The 12,054-nt window shown below is 72.7% G+C and carries 15 protein-coding genes; 12 read left to right on the forward strand and 3 right to left on the reverse strand.

All coding sequences use genetic code 11. The annotated features are described in order from the left end of the window. Positions 1-53: 53 nt before the first annotated feature. The 6 genes from ACFWP7_RS17045 (at position 54) to ACFWP7_RS17070 (ending at position 3,105) form a co-directional block, all read left to right on the forward strand. Positions 54-227, forward strand: a complete 174-nt coding sequence (locus tag ACFWP7_RS17045; protein ID WP_328973421.1) for a hypothetical protein — start codon at positions 54-56, stop codon at positions 225-227. Beyond that, on the forward strand, positions 224-634 hold the full coding sequence (locus ACFWP7_RS17050) for a WhiB family transcriptional regulator (protein WP_384382199.1): 411 nt from the start codon (positions 224-226) through the stop codon (positions 632-634). Before ACFWP7_RS17045 ends, ACFWP7_RS17050 begins: the two co-directional genes overlap by 4 nt. Further along, positions 631-825 (forward strand): hypothetical protein, encoded by a 195-nt coding sequence (locus ACFWP7_RS17055; RefSeq protein ID WP_384382201.1) that lies wholly within the window; start codon positions 631-633, stop codon positions 823-825. The genes ACFWP7_RS17050 and ACFWP7_RS17055 overlap by 4 nt, the downstream gene beginning before the upstream one ends. A 116-nt stretch (positions 826-941) precedes the next feature. After that, entirely contained in the window at positions 942-1,484 is a 543-nt protein-coding gene (locus ACFWP7_RS17060; RefSeq protein WP_384382203.1) for a GNAT family N-acetyltransferase, read from the forward strand. A gap of 2 nt (positions 1,485-1,486) precedes the next feature. Then, a complete protein-coding gene (locus ACFWP7_RS17065) occupies positions 1,487-2,413 on the forward strand; it encodes an alpha/beta fold hydrolase (RefSeq protein WP_384382205.1) in 927 nt (308 codons plus the stop codon). Positions 2,414-2,478: 65 nt separating this feature from the next. Next, the gene (locus ACFWP7_RS17070; protein WP_384382207.1) at positions 2,479-3,105 is read left to right on the forward strand and encodes a hypothetical protein; all 627 of its coding nucleotides are present in this window, start codon (positions 2,479-2,481) and stop codon (positions 3,103-3,105) included. 22 nt (positions 3,106-3,127) lie between these two features. Here ACFWP7_RS17070 and ACFWP7_RS17075 read toward each other — a convergent pair whose 3' ends face one another. Then, on the reverse strand, positions 3,128-4,924 hold the full coding sequence (locus tag ACFWP7_RS17075; RefSeq protein ID WP_384382209.1) for a hypothetical protein: 1,797 nt from the start codon (positions 4,922-4,924) through the stop codon (positions 3,128-3,130). 200 nt (positions 4,925-5,124) lie between these two features. On the opposite strand from ACFWP7_RS17075, the gene ACFWP7_RS17080 reads away from it, so the two are divergent. Further along, positions 5,125-5,517, forward strand: coding sequence for a hypothetical protein (locus tag ACFWP7_RS17080; RefSeq protein ID WP_384382211.1), 393 nt, complete (start codon positions 5,125-5,127; stop codon positions 5,515-5,517). An 85-nt stretch (positions 5,518-5,602) separates the two neighbouring features. Further along, positions 5,603-6,403 (forward strand): GNAT family N-acetyltransferase, encoded by an 801-nt coding sequence (locus ACFWP7_RS17085; protein WP_384382213.1) that lies wholly within the window; start codon positions 5,603-5,605, stop codon positions 6,401-6,403. A gap of 57 nt (positions 6,404-6,460) precedes the next feature. On the opposite strand, the gene ACFWP7_RS17090 is transcribed toward ACFWP7_RS17085, so the two are convergent. Beyond that, on the reverse strand, positions 6,461-7,324 hold the full coding sequence (locus ACFWP7_RS17090) for a DNA ligase (RefSeq protein ID WP_384382215.1): 864 nt from the start codon (positions 7,322-7,324) through the stop codon (positions 6,461-6,463). Positions 7,325-7,430: 106 nt separating this feature from the next. Next, on the reverse strand, positions 7,431-8,102 hold the full coding sequence (locus ACFWP7_RS17095; protein WP_384382217.1) for a PolC-type DNA polymerase III: 672 nt from the start codon (positions 8,100-8,102) through the stop codon (positions 7,431-7,433). 189 nt (positions 8,103-8,291) lie between these two features. Here ACFWP7_RS17095 and ACFWP7_RS17100 point away from each other — a divergent pair, with 189 nt between their 5' ends. The 4 genes from ACFWP7_RS17100 (at position 8,292) to ACFWP7_RS17115 (ending at position 11,837) form a co-directional block, all read left to right on the forward strand. Next, entirely contained in the window at positions 8,292-8,666 is a 375-nt protein-coding gene (locus tag ACFWP7_RS17100; RefSeq protein ID WP_384382219.1) for a DUF6573 family protein, read from the forward strand. A gap of 157 nt (positions 8,667-8,823) precedes the next feature. Further along, positions 8,824-9,312 carry a hypothetical protein gene (locus ACFWP7_RS17105; RefSeq protein WP_384382221.1) on the forward strand — a complete coding sequence of 163 codons (489 nt, stop codon included), beginning with the start codon at positions 8,824-8,826 and terminating at the stop codon, positions 9,310-9,312. Between the two features lie 180 nt (positions 9,313-9,492). Then, positions 9,493-10,155, forward strand: a complete 663-nt coding sequence (locus tag ACFWP7_RS17110; protein WP_384382223.1) for a lysophospholipid acyltransferase family protein — start codon at positions 9,493-9,495, stop codon at positions 10,153-10,155. A 320-nt stretch (positions 10,156-10,475) separates the two neighbouring features. Further along, complete coding sequence (locus ACFWP7_RS17115; protein ID WP_384382225.1) at positions 10,476-11,837, forward strand: DUF6292 family protein; 1,362 nt, start codon at positions 10,476-10,478, stop codon at positions 11,835-11,837. The last annotated feature ends 217 nt before the right edge of the window (positions 11,838-12,054 follow it).

Raw genomic sequence — 12,054 nt, forward strand, 5'->3', positions numbered from 1 at the left:
CCCCGCCCGCCCCGCTATCGGCCCGACGCGTACGAACGAGAGCAGCCCCGCCCATGACGTCCACCCACGCCGAGCACCCGCTTCCCGCACCCCCGCCCACCTGGAGCCGGCCCGCCCGCAAGACCGCCTCGACCATCACCGACCCCGAGCTCGACGTGCTCTACGCGCAGCGCGATGCACTGCTGCGCCTGCTGGCCGGCGCCCTCGCCGCCGGAGCAACCGCATGAGCAGCCCCGCCCTCGCCCACCCCGAGGCGGCCACACCCTGCGCCGAAGCCGACCCCGAGATCTTCCACGACGACGCCCAGGCCGCCGCGGCCCGAAAGCTGTGCGCCGGCTGTCCGCTCGCCGATCACTGCCGTACGCAGGCCCGCGACAACCGGGAGTGGGGCACCTGGGGCGGCGAGACCAGCGCCGAGCGCGCCGCCGCCGGCCACCCGCCCGCCGGCTGGCGCGGCCGCGGACACAAGATCGCGCTCAAGCCCTGCGGCACCCCTGCGGCCTACCGCCGTCACCTGCGGGCCGGCCAGAAGCCCTGCCGTCCCTGCAAGTCCGCCGAATACCTCCGCCGCGCCGAGCGTCGAGCCCGCCCGAGCCACCCGCGACCTCCGACCAGGACGAGGAGCCAGACATGACCGGACCGAGCAGCACCCCCCGGGGCGAACACTCCGGCACCCGCGGCATCCGCTGGGAGACCGTTCTGACCTCCACGGAGACCGTCGTGCCCGACGACACCTGGGACGAGCAACCCCCGAAGCCGAGCCGGGCGACCCGCCGCGCCATAGCGCGCAAACAGCGCGGAAAGCCCAACTCCGGCCAGAGGTAGGTAACCCGCCAGTAGCGGCCGACGGGCTCTATCCACAGGACCCGCACCGCACCCTTTCCCTGCTTCGGCCCGCCTCCGTCCCGGCGCGCCCCCGACGAGACGAAGGAGCAGCGGAATTGTCCACGCCGAGCACCATCACGCCGGCCCCCAGCGAACCCACCACGAAACCCGGCTCACCGTTCACCACCCGCCGCGCCCACCTGGGCGACCTCGACCTGGTGAACGCCCTGCACCACGCCTGCTCCCTCGACAGCCGGTACGCCCGATACGCCACGCCACGCCGGGAGTTGAAGGCGTCGGAGTTCGCGCGGCTTGTCCACCCCGCCGCGGGCGACAGCTGGCTCACCACCCTGCACGAAAGCCCCGAGGCTCCCGCGACCGCGGCCGCCGTCACCCACCTGCTCAAGACCCGCACCGCCGGCGTCTACGAACTCGCCGTCCTGGTCGGCGATCCCTGGCAAGGCCAGGGCCTGGGCACCTGGCTCACCGACCAGGCACTCGCCGCGGCCGCCGCCAACCCCGCCTGCCGCACCGTCACCGCGATGTTCGGCGCCTCCAACCGCCGCGCCCTGCGCATCCTGCACCGCCGCAACCTCAACATCCCCGCCGCCAGCGGCGGCGTCATCGACATCACCCTCCCGCTGCCCGAACGGAGTTGACCGTGGCAAAGCTGCCCACCCCCACCGCCGAGCTCCAACGACCCGACGGCGCCCGCCTCGCCCTCTACGTCGACGGGCCCAGTGATCCCGACCTCGTGCTCGTCCTGGTCCACGGATGGCAGGCGGCGGCCTCCGTGTTCAACGAGCACGTGCGCCACCTTCCGCGCCCACGCACCCGCATCGTCCGCTATGACCAGCGCGGGCACGGCAACTCCACCGGCGGCCGAGCCCTGCCGTCCATCCCGCTCCTCGCCGACGACCTCAAGGCCGTCATCGCCGCCACGGCTCCCGGCCCGCTGCCCGTCCTGCTGGCCGGGCACTCCATGGGCGGCATGGCCGTCCTCGCGCTCGCCGCCCAGCACCCGCACCTCGTCGGCGACAAAGTCACCGCCGCCCTGCTCGCCGCGACCACCTCCGGCGGCCTCGACCTTGCCACCGCCCCCAACCCGCCGCTGAAACGCATGATCGGGATAACCCGCCATGCCATGGCTGCCGTTTGCATCCACGCTCCGGTGCCCGCCCACCGCATCCGCGAACTCGTCCGGCCCCGCCCCTACCCGCAACCCCCGATCGACCACGCCGCTCGCTGGTTCAAGGCCCTCATGCGACACGACGTCGCTGAGCAGCTCGAAGCCCTCGCCCGGATTCCGGTGCACATCCTGGTCGGCGAGAACGACCAGACCATCCCGCCCATCCACGCCCTGCGGCTCGCGGCGCAGATCCCCACCTCCCGCCTCCACGTGGTCCCCGGCGGCAGCCACCGGCTGCCCACCCAGCACCCCGAGGCCTTCCTCGCCGTCCTGGAACGGGCCTGCGCCGACGCCCTCCCGCCCGCCATCCGCTGGCACCGCCGCCTCACCCGCCGCGACCGCGCGGCGATGCTCCTCGCGCCGGGAAGAGGCGGTACGGCAGACTCACGAGCCAGCTGAACACCACCATGAGCGGGGCCGCCCGGTCGGCGGCCACGCAACCAACGAACGACAGGACCAGCACGTTGAACCATCCCGCGGACGCCGCCGGGCGGCGCCCGGAGCGCAGCCATATACCTGCGTTCCTGCGCCGGCTCGACCCGCCCCGCACCTGGGACGGACGGCCCGACTACCGGCCGCCGGCCGCGTTCCTCGCGGCCGGCGCCGCGCTCGTCCTCGTCTTCGCCGGCTTCTACCTGGCCCTGTACTCCAAGCTGTGGCACCGCCACCAGCACCTCGCCCTGACCGCGGTCTTCGCCGGCGCCGCACTGCTCTCGCTCGCGCTCTACGCGATCGTCCACCGGCTGCTTGCCCGGTTCGGCCTGTACCTGTGGCAGAGCGTCCTCGCCAGCATCGTCCTGCTGGCCGTCATGGGCTCGGCGCCCGACTGGGCACGATCGCTGTTCCCCCGGGCGTACGACCGCTACGAGCGCGAGCTCGGCGGCCCAGGACACTGCCTACACACCACGCCCTACAACCTCGACCGCACACAGACCACCTTCGCCGACGATCACCCCGGCCGGATGGTCATCGACCCCATCGCCGAGGGCCTGCCCGTGCTGCGCCTGGACCACGCCGTCGACGGTGGCCTCCAGCACCTTGCCCCCGCCGACACGACCGCCCGCAAGATCCTGGATCAGTACGGCTGCTGACGTTCGCCGCGCGAGGGCCGGATCACCAGTAGCGGTACTGGTGAGAAGAGGGAGGCGTGTACTTCTCCCACAGCGGGCCATCGTGCGAGCGGCGGTCGCGGTCACCGGTCAGGCCCACGATCCGGTGCACGGGAACGCTCAACTGGTGCTCGGTGTCGCGCCCGGTGAAAGTGAGCACGCGCCGACGCGAGTCCCAGCCGCCGACGGCTCCGTACAAGACATGCACCGCAGTGTCGCCGCGGGCGCCGGTCTCGACGATGAGCCGCATGACGCCGCGCGGCGGATACGGCTCGGTCAGCTCCCGCAGCTGTTGGCTGGCCGGACCGGCGGCGGTGTCGTCCGGAACCCAGATCCACTGCCCCAGCTCGAACGACTCCTTCCACCGCCACCGGGAGTCCTCCTCCCGCTGGGGCGCCCAGTGCACCGGCGGCTCGGAGCCGCGCCGCCCGCGCAGCAGCACACGGGCCTCACGCACCCGCTCGGACGGCCGAGGGCGCCGACCGTCCTCCGCGACGTCCTCGGCCAGCAGGGGAAAGGCGGTACGCAGCAGCGCACGGGCCGCGCCCAGCACCGCAGGAGTCGGCCCGTCCGGCGTGAGGCCGCCCTCGGCGAGCGGCTCACCGGTGATCAGACGCCCCCGCTGACCCGTGGCGTGCTCGAGCGCACGCTCGGCGGCGAACGCGGGCACCATCACGACCACCGCGTCCGCGGGCAGGTTCTCGCCGTAGGGGTTGTAGCGCTGCCCCGCCCCCCACGGCACGCGCGGCCCGATCTGCTCGTACTGGGCCAGAAAAGCAAGGTCACGATCGTGCGACCCGGTCAGCGGCCAACCGCACACCAGCAGCAACTGCTGATTGTCCGATCCCTGCGACGCCCCGGCGAGCTCGGCCTCCAGACGGGCGCACCAGCGCTGCACAAAGGAGTGCCACTGGTGGTGGAACTCGGCCTCGGCCCAGGCGGCCGGCGAGGCGTGCCCCGCCGCGCAGGTCAGCGCCGGCAGCGGCAGCGCGGTCACATCCCGCACCCGGGCCTTGCCCCACTCCCGGGCCACCACGGCCGAGGCGTAGTCGAGCGCGCCGCCCGAATCCTGGCCCTGCTCGCGCGCCATCGTCCAGGCCGCGCGAACCATCGTCCACAGTTCCAGCGACGGCCGCCCGTACCCGTATCCGTATCCGGTTCCGAGTACGGCGCCCAGGGCCCGGGACTCCTCGTGCACCGTCCGGTCGGCCGCGACCGCGTCGCAGGCCGCGGTCACCAAGGTGGTGGCCGCCGCGGGCGGAGCGGCCGCACGGTACGCGGCCAACGCCTCGTCCGACCGCCCGACCACGGCCGTCCACGCCCGCAGCGCCCGCCACCCCTGGGCGCCGAGCTCGGCATGATCGAGGACCGGCTTGAGGACGGCACGGACCGCGGCATCGTCGTGCCGGGCCGCCCGTTCCAGCGCCTTGGCGTAAGACGGCCAGGTGTGCGGCCCGCTCGCGCCGGCCAGTTCGCTGGCACGGGCATCGGCCCGCAGGATCTCCTCCAGCGCCCGCCACAACTCCTCGGTCCCGTCGGGCAGTTCCACAGCGTTGACGCAGCCGGAGCACAGCTCGGCCAGCGCCTCCAGGACCACGACCTGCTCGGGAGCTCGTCCCGACAGCCTGGCCGCGTGCTGGCAGTGCCCCCACGTCTTGCCCTCCGGCACCGGCACATGCCACTTCCCCGTCCCAGTACGCACGAGCTGCGTCTTGGCATCGACGACCGCCGGCAGGTCAATGTCCAGGCGCCGCAACTCGACTCGGTCCAGTGACGACAGACGGCTCCGGCCGTGCCTCATACTTCAAACCGCCTTGCTCTGTGCCGTCCGTTGCGCCACCACGCTACCGGCGCCCGGGGCCACTCGGAGCGAGGTATCGGCGGCACCAGTCAGCCGCAGGGCGCTACCTCGCCGTCCGCCGCAGCGCCGGCTGCGGCCGCCCTCGCAGCGAATTCGGTCAACTTCCCACGTCATGAGTCGGACCCGGAGACGATGGCCCTATGAACGAGTTGACCGCCCGCTGTTCGCCCGCCCGTTCCCGAGCAGTCGAGGAACTGGCGGAGGCCATGGCGAAGTGGGGCTGTGCCGTGCCCGACGACCCAGGAATCACCGAGCTTGCCGACCAACTCGCCTATGTGGCCGGTCACCTTCCGGAAGACCTCGTCAGCCGGGCCGAGGCCGCCACCGACCTGGAGGCGGCCGTGGAGCACCTGCGGGCCGCGGCGCGCCTGGGGGGTCTGCTGCCCGTCGTCACCCTGCACCACCTCCGCCTCGCTCTTCAGCGTGAACGCAGCGCACGGCACGACCAGGCCCGGTCCGCGACCGCCGATGAGCCGGCCGCGTACCTGGAGGCCCAGGCAGCTCGACACCACCGCCCCAGCGGCCGGAGCTGACGCCGCTTCCGGCCGCGCACGGGCGGCAGAGTCGCAGGGGCAGCGGAGCCGCAGGGGCAGCGTCCGCGTCTGCGAAGCTGAGCGAATGAAGCCCGTCGGCATCGCCCTCGACAGCATCTGGCCCGCTGAGCTGCGCACTGAGCGGCTGCTCCTTCGACCGGTCACTCCCGAGGACGCCGACGTCGTCCGCGACCTGCTGACCGACGAGAGGGTTCGCACCTACCTGGGCGGCCCCGCCTCGCCCGAGCGGGTTGCTGCCCGACAGGCCGCATACCCGCAGACGCCCGGCACCTGGGCCATCGTCCGAGTCGCCGACGGCCAGGCGGTCGGACTGGCAGGCATCGGCGCCGACCCGCGGTGCGAAGACCGGGCCGAGGTCTCCTACCAACTGCTCCCCTCCGCCTGGGGCGGCGGGCTGGGACGCGAGGCGGTCGGCGCCATCGTCGGCTGGTGGACAGCAGCGGTGCCCGACGGCGGCCCGGTCGTCGCCGTCACGCAGGCGTCCAACGCCCGCTCGCGCCGCCTGCTGGAGTCGCTCGGCATGGTCCTCGTCGACGAGCTCGACGAGCACGGAGCCCGGCAGTGCGTCTACACCCCCGGCGGCGACCAGGAAGACTCCGACCTTCGCTGGCTACGCCTGACCGCCTCGCACCTGGACAAGGTCGAGCGCCGCCGCGGCGCGCAGGCCCGCGCCACCGCCGCAGGGCAGCACGTCCCGGAGGACCTTTCGGTCCTCACCGCCGAGGAAGCGGCTCGGCTCTGTCCCGCCCGCCATGGGACCTACGGCCGGATCTGCGCCCACGCGGCCGGCCACGCGCCGACCCTCCACCTGGGCCGGGCGCAGGACGGTGCCTGGATCGCCTGGCTGGAGAACTTCGCGGCGTGATGCCCCGCGGGGGCCGGATTCCAGTGGGTGCGCACCACGAGGTGCGAGGGCGAGACGTCACCGCAGCCGGGTCACCGTCACCACCCCATGCCGCGTGGTCCCGGCCAGGACCTCGGCGACGATCCCCGTCTCCACTGCCTCGAACGCCGCCCCGGACTCGGTGCGCGCGGGGCGCCCGGGACCCACGTCGGCCATCCGCGCCACGACCTCGTGCCCGACCGGCGCGCTCACCGTCTGGGACAGGACAGTCCGCCCGTTCGGCAGCCGCACCGCCAAGGCTCGGGGCCGCGACCGCGGACCGGTGAAACCGACGACAGCGACGTCGAGGGTGTCGGCATGGCGTACCTTCCGCCAGATCCTCGCTGCCCGGTACGTCGAGGTGGCGTGCTTGGCGACCAGGCCCTCCACGCCCTGGGCGCGAAGCGCCTCGTACCAGACCAGAGCGGTGTCGCGATCGTCAGTGGCCGGCACGGCCTGCAGTGGGGGGCCCACGCCCTCCAGAACATTGAGCAGGAGCGCCCGGCGCTCGACGTACGGGCGGGACCGGATATCCCCGAGCTCGGCGTGCGCCAGGATGTCCCACGCGGCGAACGACGCCGGCCACCGCGCCGCCAGCTGGGCGGCGCGGGCGGGGGACGAGGCAGCGCGAGCCTGCGCCGCGCTGAAGTCGACCTGCCCCGCTATGTAGACGACCGCCTCGCCGTCCAGGACCGTGCCGGCCGGAAGCCGGCGAGCGGCGCGCGCCAGGTCTGTCCAGGCGCCGGTCACGTCCCGCCCGGAACGGGACTGCAGCCGCACCCGGCCCGCCTCGCACCACAAGATCGTTCTGTGACCATCCAGTTTCGGCTCAAACCACCAACCCCGGCCGGCCGGCAGCTCCGGCACGGCCTGGGCGAGGGCCACCGCCACAGGGAACTCCACGCCACTAGGCTGCGTCGCCGGTCGCCGCACCGCGCGCCGACAAGAGCCCACTGCCGCCACCCGCCCTGGCGCAGCGGGTACAGAGAGGGCGGCGAGGAAGCTGCGGTTACGCGTTCCGGACGTCGAAGAGGCCGTCCTGCGCTGAGGCGTCGATGCAGGTCTCCGGCTTGGGCCGGAGCCCGGCAGAGGCATCGAGGTCGAGCAGGGTGGACCAGTGACCGGCGAGAGCGCCGTCGCAGAGCAGCCGTCGGAACACGTCGGCGGTGACCTCTACATCGGGCATCGCCCGGTGACGGTCGGCTGGTTGCGCGATGCCGTAGTAGCGCAGCAGCGCGTCCAGCCCGTACGACGACATGCCGCGGAGGACCTGCTTGGCCATCTTGAGGGTGTCCAGGAACGGGGTGGAACTCAGCACGGGGCAGTGTCGGCGCTGGCGGGCGATCAGTCCGGCCTCGGTCGAAGCATGCTGGGCCACGAGCCGGTAAGGCGGTGCGGTCAGATTCTGGTCGAGCCCGGCGAGCACCACGGCCGGCACGGGGGCCCGCCGCAGGGCGGCTTCGCTCATCCCGTGGGCCAGGTCCCGGGAAGTGATCGGCACGTCCGAAGGCGGCTGGATCAAGGACTCGAAGCGGCCGTCCTCGACAAGATGTCCGTCTCGGACGACCAGAGCGAGGGCTGCGACCTCGGTCGGTTCCGCTGGCCGGCCCGTCGGGGTGAGCGCCTCGAAGTCGATCACCACGAAGGTCGTGCCGCACAGGTTGTCCATCAGCGCTGTCATCGAGCGGCATCCTGCCCTATCGCGACCGTCTGCGGTGGGCCGTTCGTGCCGCGGCCCCTGCCGTGCCGCCCGGCCATCAGGGGATCGGACGCACCGATCACCCATACGAGGGACAGCGATCACGGGCCCGAAGACGGCAAGCTCAAGGACACGCAGGATATGCCGCAGCCGAGACCAGGGACGTGGGACATGGATGACCAGTACGGACCGGTGGTCGCTTCCTACACGCGGGCAGAGTTCATCCAGGACGGCGTCCTCATCGAAATCCCGCCCAAGGTGGCCTCCGACGCCGGCTTCGAGGTTCCGCTGCTCATCACCGCCGGCGCCCAAGGAGAATTCGTGGCCGGCACCGACGGCGGTGAGGACGAGCGGCTGCGCACGGTGCTGTCGGCGGTGGCGAGGGCCGTAGCGAGGGGGCCCGCGAACGAGGTGTGCTTCGTGGTGCCTGCCGAGGATCTGCCCACCACTCAGGCATCCACCGGCGTCGACCGACTCCTCGCCATCACCGAGCCCGGTGATACGGGCGAGCCCGTCATGACCTTGATGCTTCCCCACGAAATGTGACCTCCGTCCGGTCGACGGCCGCGGACCGCTGGCTGGCGCGGACGAGCGGATAGACCGGCCCCGTCGCTTCACGCTCGCCGCACCATGCAAGGTCGCGTAAGGGGCCGGGAAGAGCTGCAGGGCCCCGCCTGTCAGCGGCCGTCGATAGGGTCCCCGCATGGGAATCCACTTCACGACTGCTGTCGTGCCAGCGGAGCGGTCCGGCACGGACACCGACAACGCGGTCCTGGTCTTCGCGGCCGACACCCAGGACGACATCACGAACCTGCCCTTGCCGGTGGCGCTGCACGTCCAAGGCAACGAGCTGGGGTGCTTCGGTCCGCACGGGCAGATCCTCGGCACACCGCTGCGGGTCTCGGACGCCTGGATCGCGGCGGCGGCGCCAACAGGGGAGCACGGCGCCCAGGCCCGGGTGTGCGTGGTGCTGGAGCCTCTGCCCGAGGAGCGCGGCACCGCCCACGTGCCGGTGGAGGAGGGCGTCACCGAAGCCGGCCTTGCCTCATGGGTGGGGGATGTCATCGCAGGCCGATACAAGATGGCCCTCCGGGCCGTGCGCGTCTCGATCGGCAACCCGCTCCTGATCGACGCCGCCCTCCACGCGCCGACGCGGCTCCCCGAGTGGGCAGACTTCACCCACGTTCCCTAGCCCTACCCCGCGGGAATCGGGAGCACCACCTGGGTGCGGCAGAACGCGCCACCGCCTTGTTCCACGGGGGTGCGCACAACTGGGCAGGCATCCAGCCCGAAGATGAGTACGCCGACTCAGGACTGGGCCGGGCCCACCGCCGACGATGAAGATCAACATCGTCGAGCCGGGAGACCGCTCATGCTCAGCCGCATCGCAGACCTTCTGGTGCCCGCCGTCGGCCGACTGTCGGTGACCACCGACACGGACGCCCACCTGGCGCCGGGCAGCATCCTCGCTGCGAACCACACCTCCCTCGCCGATCCCGCCATCGTCGTTGCGGCCCTGCGGCGTCTCGGTGTCGAGCCGGTCATCATGGCGGCCGCCGGCCTGTGGCACGTCCCGCTGCTCGGCCGCGCGCTTGCACGCGAGGGCCACATCCCCGTCGTCCGCCGCGACCGGCGCGCCGCGAACGCGCTGGACCTGGCCGTCGACGCCCTGGACCGGGGACGGCTGGTCCTCATCTACGCCGAGGGCGAGCTGCCGCGCCGCAGGGACGCGGCCGAAGCGGCGCCCGGGGGCTTCCGCAGCGGCCTGGCCCGGCTTGTCGAGAGCACCGGGGCTCCCGTTGTTCCCGTGGGTCAGGCCGGCGCCCGCCGGGTGACCTCGGGCAGCGCCGTAAAGCAGCTCGCAGGTCTTGCCACCGCCCCCCTGCGCCGACCCGACCTGCACGTCCATGTAGGTGCGCCACTGGTGCTGACCGGCGACCGCGTCGTACGGACGGCGCGAGCCAGGACCGCGGTGACCACGGCGTGGCGGACGGCGGCAGCCCACCTGGGCGAGCCCGCCGCGCTCGTCGCGTAGCGGCACCGCGTGCCTCCGCAGCTCCACGGCCTTCCTGGAGACGAGTGGAGGGCATCGAAGTCCCACCGCCGGACAGCGGCGTTTCGGTCGAGCACCCAGGGATGAATACGGCGCATTGGGCCGCGCAGCGGGTGCGCGGCTTCTACGATGGCCTCCTGGCCAGACACGTACCGCCACGGTCGTCAGCCGCTCGTCCACATCCGCGCGGCTTCGCTGACGGCAAGGGTTTCCGGACCCCGTGCTGCGTCATGGTGGTGTCCTTCGAACTCCCAGCCGCAGCATGATGTGGGCGCCCGCGCGCTGCGGCCGAGGAACCAACCATGCCGAAGAACCGGACCACCGCACAGCAGCGGGCCCGACAGATCCAGCACGCTCCTGGCACCCGCCTCCCGTACGGGAAGGCCCTGGAAGCCGCCCGCAGCCGTCAACTTCACCCCGACCAGGCACGCAAGACGCTGCGCGAGCTCGCCGAAGCCGACGACATCGCCGTGTCCTGGCGCGACTGCCTTCGAGGACACCTGGCCGCTGCGGACCACGCCGACTGGCCCACCATGGAAGACGCGGTCGCGCTGTGCGAGGACCTCTACCGGCTGTCTGGCGCCCCCGCCCCGGCCGAGGTCCTGCCGGACATCCCTCCGGCGCTCCGGTACTTCCCGCTCGACCAGCTGCGTAACGCGCTGAAGAAGGGAAGTGCACCCGACTACCTGTGCGCCGGCATCGCCGCGCTCACCGGCCCGCTCCGCCGTCTGCTCCGGCGTCCGTACGGCTCACGCCCCCAGCAGGACGACGTCACTTACCGGGTCCGGAAGGCGGCGATGTACCCGTCGCGCCGGCAGGTAACCGTCCACACCGTCGACGGCCTCCACATCGAGGACATCCCCTTCCCCCGCCCCTGGGGCACACCGGCCACCACCGGGTACTTCACCTGCGAAAGTGCCCCGGGCCGCGAGGACCTGGCCCGCGCAGTCCTCGCGCACGCACTCGGCGGTGCCGCGCCGACCAGCCGCGCCTCCTGCGGAGCCTGCCACGGCAACGGCTGGCTGACCGCCCTGGACCCGGAGCACGAGGCGCACGTTCCCGCCTACCGGCCGGACGGGGGCCACGTGTGCATCTGCGGCGGATGCCGGGGCACGGGCCTGCGCCCGCTCCCCGCGGACCTGTTCGCCGCGACTTTCCTTCGCCGGCTCCAGGCCCGCACCGGCCCGGAAGTGTCCCGCCGCGAGATCCTGGAGTGGACCGCCGCGCACGCACCTGCGCAGCCGGCTGTCCAGGCCAGGTGCGCCGAGGGCCCCCAGGACGCCTACGTGCAACAAGTCGTCGCGGCCGTGGCTGACGCCGGCTTCACCGTCATCAGGACCAGTGCCCCCGACGGCTACGAACTCGACTTCGACGAACAAGGAGTCCTCGGAGCGCACTTCGCCGTCGGCGGTGAGGCCGCTCTGCGTACGTTCGCGACGGACTCCGTGCTGCTGTTCTGGTTCAGCGACCGAGGCTGGTCGGTCACCGGGTTCGGGGAGGTCCGCCAGCTACTGCCCGCTGACCTGGTCCCCGAGCCGCGTGCCGTCGCGCAGGCACTGATGGCGCCCGCGATCGAGAGCGCAGCGCCCTTGCCCAGCCGGTCGCCGCTCCATCTCGACCCCTACACGGCTGTGCTGGCCTACCTGACGCCGACGCACCCGTAGGAGGACCCCACCCCACTCACCGTCCAGCTCACGGCCCGCCGAGGGCCGGCCGGGCCTGCCCGCCTCCGGGCCAGGCCCGGCATTCCTGCCTGCGCGCAGTACCCCGGCGAGGAGGATCGGCGGGCCATGGCCTCGGCGGACGGTGAGCGCGGCTACCCCTGACGGGTGAACGCCCGACCTCCCCCTTGCCCGCTCAGCGGACTCACGCGTTACAGTT

Source organism: Streptomyces sp. NPDC058470, assembly GCF_042721055.1.
In the GTDB taxonomy this organism is placed as follows: domain Bacteria; phylum Actinomycetota; class Actinomycetes; order Streptomycetales; family Streptomycetaceae; genus Streptomyces.

Coding starts and splice junctions, on each gene's coding strand:
- ACFWP7_RS17110 (WP_384382223.1), top strand. CDS start 9,493: ATGCTCAGCCGCATCGCAGACCTTCTGGTGCCCGCCGTCGGCCGACTG.
- ACFWP7_RS17055 (WP_384382201.1), top strand. CDS start 631: ATGACCGGACCGAGCAGCACCCCCCGGGGCGAACACTCCGGCACCCGC.
- ACFWP7_RS17095 (WP_384382217.1), bottom strand. CDS start 8,102: ATGACAGCGCTGATGGACAACCTGTGCGGCACGACCTTCGTGGTGATC.
- ACFWP7_RS17085 (WP_384382213.1), top strand. CDS start 5,603: ATGAAGCCCGTCGGCATCGCCCTCGACAGCATCTGGCCCGCTGAGCTG.
- ACFWP7_RS17045 (WP_328973421.1), top strand. CDS start 54: ATGACGTCCACCCACGCCGAGCACCCGCTTCCCGCACCCCCGCCCACC.
- ACFWP7_RS17080 (WP_384382211.1), top strand. CDS start 5,125: ATGAACGAGTTGACCGCCCGCTGTTCGCCCGCCCGTTCCCGAGCAGTC.
- ACFWP7_RS17050 (WP_384382199.1), top strand. CDS start 224: ATGAGCAGCCCCGCCCTCGCCCACCCCGAGGCGGCCACACCCTGCGCC.
- ACFWP7_RS17115 (WP_384382225.1), top strand. CDS start 10,476: ATGCCGAAGAACCGGACCACCGCACAGCAGCGGGCCCGACAGATCCAG.
- ACFWP7_RS17105 (WP_384382221.1), top strand. CDS start 8,824: ATGGGAATCCACTTCACGACTGCTGTCGTGCCAGCGGAGCGGTCCGGC.
- ACFWP7_RS17075 (WP_384382209.1), bottom strand. CDS start 4,924: ATGAGGCACGGCCGGAGCCGTCTGTCGTCACTGGACCGAGTCGAGTTG.
- ACFWP7_RS17100 (WP_384382219.1), top strand. CDS start 8,292: ATGGATGACCAGTACGGACCGGTGGTCGCTTCCTACACGCGGGCAGAG.